Raw genomic sequence first — 7858 nt, forward strand, 5'->3', positions numbered from 1 at the left:
TTCCATGCCGAGGTGCAGACCCATCTGGGCCAGCACTTCCTTGATCTCGTTCAGCGACTTGCGGCCGAAGTTCGGGGTACGGAGCATTTCCGCTTCCGATTTCTGCACGAGGTCGCCGATGTAGACGATGTTGTCGTTCTTCAGGCAGTTCGCCGAACGCACCGACAGTTCGAGTTCGTCGACCTTCTTGAGGAACGCCGGGTTGAACGCGAGATCGGGAATGATCTCCTGCGCCACTTCCTTGCGCGGCTCTTCGAAGTTGACGAACACGTTGAGCTGATCCTGCAGGATGCGCGCGGCGTAGGCCACCGCGTCATCGGGCGTGATCGCGCCGTTGGTCTCGATCGTCATGGTCAGCTTGTCATAGTCGAGGATCTGGCCCTCGCGGGTGTTCTCGACCTTGTAGGAGACCTTGCGCACCGGGGAGAACAGGCTGTCGACCGGGATCAGACCGATCGGCGCATCCTCAGGCCGGTTGCGCTCGGCGGCGACGTAGCCCTTGCCGGCGGCGACGGTGAATTCCATACGGATCTCCGCGCCCTCGTCGAGCGTGCAGATCTGCAGATCCGGATTGAGCACCACGACATCGCCGACGGTCTGGATGTCGCCGGCGGTGACGACGCCGGGACCCTGCTTCTTCACGACCATGCGCTTGGGGCCTTCGCCCTGCATCTTGATCGAGATGTCCTTGATGTTCAGCACGATGTCGGTGACGTCCTCGCGAACGCCCGCGATCGAGGAGAACTCGTGCAGCACGCCGTCGATATGCACCGACTGCACGGCGGCGCCCTGCAGCGACGACAGCAGGATGCGGCGCAGTGCGTTGCCCAGCGTCTGGCCGAAGCCGCGCTCGAGCGGTTCGGCGACCAGCGTCGCGAAGCGAATCGGATCGGTGCCAGGCGTTACCTGGAGCTTGTTGGGACGGATAAGTTCTTGCCAATTTTTCTGGATCGTCACTGTTTCACCCATGGGCCAGTCAATTCTGCCATCTGAATCACTGGCGTTGGAGATCGCGGATCAGTCCGCGCTTCAAAAATTCTCAAAATCATCGCAGGCGGCAGAGCCGCCCGCACGATCGATGCATCAAACCCGCCGACGCTTGCGCGGACGGCAACCATTGTGCGGGATCGTCGTCACGTCGCGGATCGATGTGACGGTGAAGCCCGCCGCCTGCAGCGCACGAAGCGCCGATTCGCGGCCCGAACCGGGGCCGGCAACTTCAACCTCCAGCGTGCGCATGCCGTGTTCCTGCGCCTTCTTGGAGACGTCTTCCGCCGCGACCTGCGCGGCATAGGGAGTCGATTTGCGCGAACCCTTGAAGCCCATCGTTCCGGCCGACGACCAGGCAATGGTGTTGCCCTGCGCGTCGGTGATGGTGATGGTCGTGTTGTTGAACGATGAATTCACGTGCGCGACGCCGGATGCAATGTTCTTGCGCTCGCGGCGGCGTACGCGGGTGGCTTCCTTGCCCATTCCAAAACCTTTCCTAACGATCTCAACGCCGCCGTAATGCCAGCGGCTACACCTGACAAGCGAACAAGGGTCGTCCCCTGCCCGCTAGTCCCTGTTCGCCAATTACTTCTTCTTGCCGGCGATCGACTTGGCCGGCCCCTTGCGCGTGCGCGCATTGGTATGGGTGCGCTGACCGCGCACCGGCAATCCGCGGCGATGGCGCAGGCCGCGATAGCAGCCGAGATCCATCAGACGCTTGATGTTCATCCCGGTCTCGCGACGCAAATCGCCTTCGACCATATAGTCGCGGTCGATCACTTCGCGGATCTGCAGCACTTCCTGATCGCTCAGCTGCGAGACGCGGCGATCAACGGGGATCTTGACCTTCTCCAGGATCTCGGCCGCGTTCTTCTGGCCGATGCCATGGATGTACTGAAGCGCGATCAGCACGCGCTTGTTGGTCGGAATATTCACGCCGGCAATACGGGCCACGGACTTCTCTCCTGTTGCCGGCGACTTGCGACCGGCCATGTTCTAGCTATTTCGGGCAGGTGTCCGCAAACGCGAACACGACGCCCTTCCCCTTGGTCACCTCGGGGCCCGGCATCGTTTGAAAACTATCCGACTGGATGGGCCTTATTAAAGGATTCAACTTGGTTTCGTCAACCGTCGCTATGCTTTAGCTCGCTTTTTCATGACCTTTTTGGCGGCTTTCCGGGCCTTGGCGGTAGCACGGGCCCTGGAACCCGTAGCCGCCTTGCGGGCCGTCTTCTTTGCCCCCTTTTTGGCGCGCTTGGCAGCCGGTTTGGGGGCCTTTTTGGTGGTCTTGGCGCCCTTCCCGGAAGCCTTGGCAGCTTTCTTGGCGGCTTTGCCTGCCGGCCTGGAGGCCTTCGCGGCGGCCGGCCTCGCGGCCTTTTTGGCGGCTTTGGCGGTCCGCTTGGCCGCGTCGGCCTTTTTGGCGGCTTTGGCTTCGACGGCCCCGATCGCGGCCAGGATCCGGTCAATTTCCCCGGTGACGGATTCGATGGTCATCATGCCGTCGACCGTCAGCAGCTTGCGCCGTTCGGAATAGTAGTGAATCAGGGGCTCGGTCAGCGCCCGGTAGCTCGCCAGTCGCCTGGTCAGCACTTCCGGCGTGTCGTCGACGCGGACTTCTTCGCCCCGCTCCCGCATCTGCGCAACGCGGGTTTCCACCCGCTCCAGCAGCGCGCTTTCATTAACGCGAAGCTCGATCACCGCGTCGAGTTTCAGGTGCTTCTTTTTCAGAAGCTCATCCAGCGCCTCGGCCTGCGGGACCGTGCGCGGGAAACCGTCGAGGATGAAACCGTTGCTGGCGTCGGGCTGGTCGATCCGGTCGGAGATGATCCCGATCACGACGTCGTCCGGAACCAGGCCGCCGGAGGCCATGACGTCCTTGGCCTTGAGGCCGACCGGCGTCTGCGCCGCCACCGCGGCGCGCAGCATTTCGCCGGTCGAGAGCTGGACGATGCCGTAGCGCTGAACCAGCCGCTGGGCCTGGGTTCCCTTGCCCGACCCCGGCGGCCCGAGAAGTATCAATCTCATCCTGTTCGCCCCCCGGCTCGGTGAGCGATCAAGCGCACACCTTTGTTTCAAAATCCAAGAACATATCCAAGAACAGCACCAACCCCGATCAGCGCCGAGCGCGGATACCGAAAGCGATGCAACACGTAATTCGAGAGCCTCGGCCTTGATCTAAATCAGAACCGAGGCTCCAAATTATTGCCTTGCGCGTCTTCTCGCGAACCGGTCCCCGCTTCGTTCGAAAACGCTCCAGCGAGGCGTCAGCGGCGACGTCCCCGCAATTTCGACTTCCTGATCAGCCCCTCGTACTGGTGCGCGAGCAGGTAACCCTGTACCTGGGCCACCGTATCCATGGTCACGCTGACGACGATCAACAGCGAGGTGCCACCGAAGTAAAACGGCACCGAGGCATAGGAAATCAGGATTTCCGGGATCAGACAGACGATCGCGAGATAGATCGCGCCCAATACCGTGATTCGCGACAGCACGTAATCGATGTATTCGGCGGTGCGTTCACCTGGCCGGATGCCCGGAATGAAGCCGCCATGCTTCTTCAGATTATCGGCGGTCTCGGTCGGGTTGAACACGATCGCAGTATAGAAGAACGCGAAGAACACGATCAGCGCCAGATAGAGGATCAAGAACAGCGGCCGGCCGTGGCCGAGCTGCGTGGTGATCCACTGGAACCATTCCGGGCCGCGGCCGGCGTTGAAATTGGCGACCGTGGTCGGCAGCAACAGCAGCGAGGACGCGAAGATCGGGGGGATCACGCCCGAAGTGTTGAGCTTGAGCGGCAGATGCGAGGACTGGCCCTCGAACATCTTGTTGCCGACCTGGCGCTTTGGATACTGGATCAGAAGCCGCCGCTGAGCGCGCTCCATGAACACGATGAACGCGATCACCGCGACCGCCATCACGATCACGATCAGGATGATGCCGGTGGACAGCGCGCCCTGGCGACCAAGTTCCAGCATGTTGGCGAGCGCCGAGGGCAGCTCCGCGACGATACCGGAGAGAATGATCAGCGAGATACCGTTGCCGATGCCGCGAGAGGTGATCTGCTCGCCCAGCCACATCAGGAACATGGTGCCGCCGGTCAGGGTGATCGCGGTCGAAAGCCGGAAGAACATGCCGGGGTCGGCGACGACGTTGCCGGCGCCCTCGAGCCCGACCGCGATACCGTAGGACTGGAACGCGGCCAGGATCACCGTGAGATAGCGGGTGTACTGATTCAGCGTCTTGCGGCCGGCCTCGCCCTCTTTCTTCAGCGCCTCCAGCTGCGGCGACACCGTGGTCAGCAGCTGGATGATGATCGAGGCCGAAATATACGGCATGATGTTCAGCGCGAAGATCGCCATGCGGTGAATGCCGCCGCCGGCGAACATGTTGAACATGCCGAGAATGCCGCCGGCCTGGCTCTTGAACACCTGCTCCCAGATGGTGGGATCGATGCCGGGCAGCGGAATGTAGGTGCCGAGCCGGTAAACGAGCAGCGCACCCAGGGTGAACCAGATGCGCTTCTTCAGTTCGTCGGCTTTAGCCAGCGCGCCGAAATTGAGGTTTGCCGCCAGTTGTTCCGCTGCTGAGACCATGTTTGGCTTTCTCCCGCCGCCCTTGCGCTGTCATGCCCCAAAGAGCCTCGAGGCATTCAGCAGACGCCGGACATTATTTGGTGCTCGGCTTCGATAAGTCCATCGTCCTGTCGCGCAGATGCCCGCTAGACGGCGGCCGATGACGCAGATGTTACGCCGCCTCGCCTTCGTCCTTCTTGACCGGCGCCAGGATCTTCACGGTGCCGCCCGCCTTCTCGACCGCCGCGATGGCGGATTTCGAGGCGCCATGCACCTCGACCGTCAGCTTGGCCTTGAGTTCGCCCCGGCCGAGCAGCCGCACGCCGGCCTTGGCGCGCCGGATGACGCGGGCTTTCACCAGCGATTCGGCGTTGATGGTGTCCTTGGCGTCGAGCAGCTTGGCGTTGATCGCATCCTGGATGCGATCGAGATTGATCTCGGCGAAATCCAGCCGGAAGATGTTGTTGAAGCCGCGCTTCGGCAGGCGCCGATGCAGCGGCATCTGGCCGCCCTCGAAGCCCTTGATGCGCACGCCGGAGCGCGCGGTCTGGCCCTTGCCGCCGCGCCCTGCCGTCTTGCCCTTGCCCGAACCGATGCCACGGCCGACACGCATGCGCTTCTTGCGCGAGCCGGCATTGTCGGCGATATCGCTGAGCTTCATCGCCCTGTCTCCTTGTCTTTGCTTACTTCTCGCCGACGACGCGGACGAGATGCTGAACCTTGGCGATCATGCCGCGAATTGCAGGCGTATCCTGCAGCTCGGTGGTCCGGCCGATCTTGTTGAGCTTGAGGCCGATCAGCGTCTCGCGCTGCGAGTGGTGGCGGCGAATCGCGCTGCCGATCTGCTCGACCTTGATCATCTTTGCGGCCTTGGCCATCGTCGTAACTCCGAGCGTCTCTTCAGTTCGGCATGATCTTTTCGGAAAACCGGTACCCACTTTTCCGGATCATGCCCGTTTTATTCGGCAACCACTTCGGCGTCGCCGCCGACCCGGCGCGACTGCAGCGTCGACACCTTGATGTTGCGGCGCGCCGCAACCGAGCGCGGCGAATCCTGATGCTTCAGCGCGTCGAAGGTGGCGCGAACCATGTTGTAGGGATTCGACGAACCGATCGACTTGGCCACCACGTCCTGGATACCGAGCGTCTCGAACACGGCGCGCATCGGGCCGCCCGCGATGATGCCGGTACCCGCCGGCGCCGCGCGCAGATAGACCCTGCCCGCGCCGTGACGGCCGGCGATATCGTGATGCAGCGTGCGGCCTTCGCGCAGCGCCACCCGCGTCAGATTGCGCTTCGCCGCTTCCGTCGCCTTGCGGATCGCCTCCGGCACTTCGCGCGCCTTGCCGTGGCCGAAACCGACCCGGCCCTTCTGATCGCCGATCACGACCAGCGCCGCAAAGCCGAAGCGCTTGCCGCCCTTGACGACCTTCGCCACACGATTGATGTGGACGAGCTTGTCGACGAACTCGCTGTCGCGTTCTTCCCGGCCGCCCCTGTGGCCGCCACCGCGTTCGCGTTCACCTGCCATGGTGTTTTCCGATCCTTAAAAGACTTGGCCCCAGAGGCCCTTTTGTCCGTTCAATCCAGTTAGAAGCTCAATCCGCTTTCGCGCGCGGCATCCGCGAGCGCCTTGACGCGGCCGTGATAGAGATAGCCGCCGCGATCGAACACCACTTCGGTGACGCCGTTCTTGACCGCGCGCTCCGCCAACAGCTTCCCGACCGCCTTCGCCGCGTCGATATTGGCGCCGGTCTTGCCGCTGTCGCGCATCGCCTTCTCCAGCGACGAGGCCGATGCCAGCGTCTCGCCCTTCAGGTCGTCGATGACCTGGGCGTAGATGTGCTTCGACGAACGGAACACCGACAGCCGCGGGCGACCGTTGGCCGAACGGCGCAACGATATCCTCACGCGCTGCTTGCGCCGGGCATTCGTAATCTTGAGTCTCGACATGACCGGCTCCGTTACTTCTTCTTGCCTTCCTTGCGGAAGATGAATTCGTCGGCGTATTTCACGCCCTTGCCCTTGTAGGGCTCCGGCGGACGATAGCTGCGGATTTCCGCCGCGACCTGGCCGACGCGCTGGCTGTCGTTGCCGACAATGACGATCTCGGTCGGCTTCGGCACCGTGATCGCGATGCCTTCCGGAATCGCGTAGACGACGTCGTGGCTGTAACCGAGCGCGAGCTGCAGGTTCTTGCCTTGCAGCGCGGCGCGATAGCCGACGCCGGTGATTTCCAGCTTCTTCTCGAAGCCCTTGGTAACGCCGGCCACCAGATTCGCAATCTGGGCCCGCGCGGTGCCATAGAGCGCCTGGGCGCGGTTGGTTTCGAACCGCGGCGCGACCGTGACCGCGCCGTTCTCGAACTTCACCTCGACATCGTCATGCACGATGAACTGAAGCTGGCCCTTCGGCCCCTTCATCTTGACGGTCTGTCCCTCGACGGTCGCGGTGACGCCCGAAGGAACCGTCACAGGCCGCTTGCCGATACGTGACATAACTAATCCCTTCCTCAGAACACCGTGAAGAGAATCTCGCCGCCCACATTCGCGTCGCGCGCGGCGTGGTCAGCCATGATTCCCTTCGGCGTCGACAACACCGAAATGCCGAGACCGTTGTTGACGCGCGGCAGGTTCCTCACCGAGGCGTAAACCCGCCGCCCCGGCTTCGATACCCGCTCGATCTCGCGAATAACCGGCTCGCCGTCGAAATACTTCAGCTCGATCTCGAGCTCGCTGCGTCCCGAGGCATGCTCGACGCTGGCGTAGCCGCGGATATAGCCCTCCTCCTTGAGGACCTCGAGCACGCTGGCGCGCATCTTCGAGCCAGGCGTCGAGACCTTGGACTTGGCGCGCATCTGCGCGTTGCGGATGCGGGTGATGAGATCGCTGATCGGATCGTGTGTTGACATGTCCGACCCCCCTTACCAGCTCGACTTCACGAGCCCGGGAACCAGGCCCTTGGAGCCGAGTTCACGCAGCGCGATGCGGCTGAGCTTGTTCTTGCGATAGACCGAACGCGGCCGTCCGGTGAGTTCGCAGCGGTTGCGAATCCGGGTCGCCGACGAATTGCGCGGCATCTCGGCGAGCTTCAGCGTCGCCGCGAAGCGCTCTTCCATCGGCTTCTTCTTGTCGGCGATGATGGCCTTCAGCTTCGCGCGCTGGGGCGCGGCGTTCTTGGTCATCCGTTTGCGTCGGTTGTTCTTCTCGATCGAACTCTTCTTTGCCATGCTTGGCTCCTGGGTTTCCGCGTTTGAGAGGCTTGTCAGCGTCTCACTGCCGGAACGGGAAATT

General features: G+C 62.7%; 12 protein-coding genes. All 12 read right to left on the reverse strand.

The window, feature by feature from the left end:
• The coding region (locus QZ213_RS21100) for a DNA-directed RNA polymerase subunit alpha (RefSeq protein ID WP_291688035.1) at positions 1-969 on the reverse strand (969 nt) is incomplete at its 3' end.
• Between the two features lie 114 nt (positions 970-1083).
• Complete coding sequence (gene rpsK, locus QZ213_RS21105) at positions 1084-1473, reverse strand: 30S ribosomal protein S11 (protein ID WP_007603045.1); 390 nt, start codon at positions 1471-1473, stop codon at positions 1084-1086.
• Between the two features lie 102 nt (positions 1474-1575).
• Positions 1576-1944 carry a 30S ribosomal protein S13 gene (gene rpsM / locus QZ213_RS21110; RefSeq protein ID WP_291688036.1) on the reverse strand — a complete coding sequence of 123 codons (369 nt, stop codon included), beginning with the start codon at positions 1942-1944 and terminating at the stop codon, positions 1576-1578.
• A gap of 180 nt (positions 1945-2124) precedes the next feature.
• Complete coding sequence (locus tag QZ213_RS21115) at positions 2125-3015, reverse strand: adenylate kinase (RefSeq protein WP_291688037.1); 891 nt, start codon at positions 3013-3015, stop codon at positions 2125-2127.
• Between the two features lie 239 nt (positions 3016-3254).
• A complete protein-coding gene (secY, locus tag QZ213_RS21120; protein WP_291688038.1) occupies positions 3255-4586 on the reverse strand; it encodes a preprotein translocase subunit SecY in 1332 nt (443 codons plus the stop codon).
• A gap of 151 nt (positions 4587-4737) precedes the next feature.
• Complete coding sequence (rplO, locus tag QZ213_RS21125) at positions 4738-5226, reverse strand: 50S ribosomal protein L15 (RefSeq protein ID WP_291688039.1); 489 nt, start codon at positions 5224-5226, stop codon at positions 4738-4740.
• Between the two features lie 22 nt (positions 5227-5248).
• Positions 5249-5443: a 50S ribosomal protein L30 gene (gene rpmD, locus QZ213_RS21130; protein ID WP_291688040.1), complete on the reverse strand. Its 195-nt coding sequence runs from the start codon at positions 5441-5443 to the stop codon at positions 5249-5251.
• An 80-nt stretch (positions 5444-5523) separates the two neighbouring features.
• A complete protein-coding gene (rpsE, locus tag QZ213_RS21135) occupies positions 5524-6096 on the reverse strand; it encodes a 30S ribosomal protein S5 (protein WP_291688041.1) in 573 nt (190 codons plus the stop codon).
• A gap of 59 nt (positions 6097-6155) precedes the next feature.
• Positions 6156-6518: a 50S ribosomal protein L18 gene (rplR, locus tag QZ213_RS21140; protein ID WP_291688042.1), complete on the reverse strand. Its 363-nt coding sequence runs from the start codon at positions 6516-6518 to the stop codon at positions 6156-6158.
• Between the two features lie 11 nt (positions 6519-6529).
• Positions 6530-7063: a 50S ribosomal protein L6 gene (rplF, locus tag QZ213_RS21145; RefSeq protein WP_291688043.1), complete on the reverse strand. Its 534-nt coding sequence runs from the start codon at positions 7061-7063 to the stop codon at positions 6530-6532.
• Positions 7064-7077: 14 nt separating this feature from the next.
• Complete coding sequence (rpsH, locus tag QZ213_RS21150) at positions 7078-7476, reverse strand: 30S ribosomal protein S8 (protein WP_291688044.1); 399 nt, start codon at positions 7474-7476, stop codon at positions 7078-7080.
• A 12-nt stretch (positions 7477-7488) separates the two neighbouring features.
• On the reverse strand, positions 7489-7794 hold the full coding sequence (gene rpsN, locus QZ213_RS21155; RefSeq protein WP_291688045.1) for a 30S ribosomal protein S14: 306 nt from the start codon (positions 7792-7794) through the stop codon (positions 7489-7491).
• Between the last annotated feature and the right edge of the window lie 64 nt (positions 7795-7858).

This window comes from Bradyrhizobium sp., from assembly GCF_017881085.1.
In the GTDB taxonomy this organism is placed as follows: Bacteria; Pseudomonadota; Alphaproteobacteria; order Rhizobiales; family Xanthobacteraceae; genus Bradyrhizobium.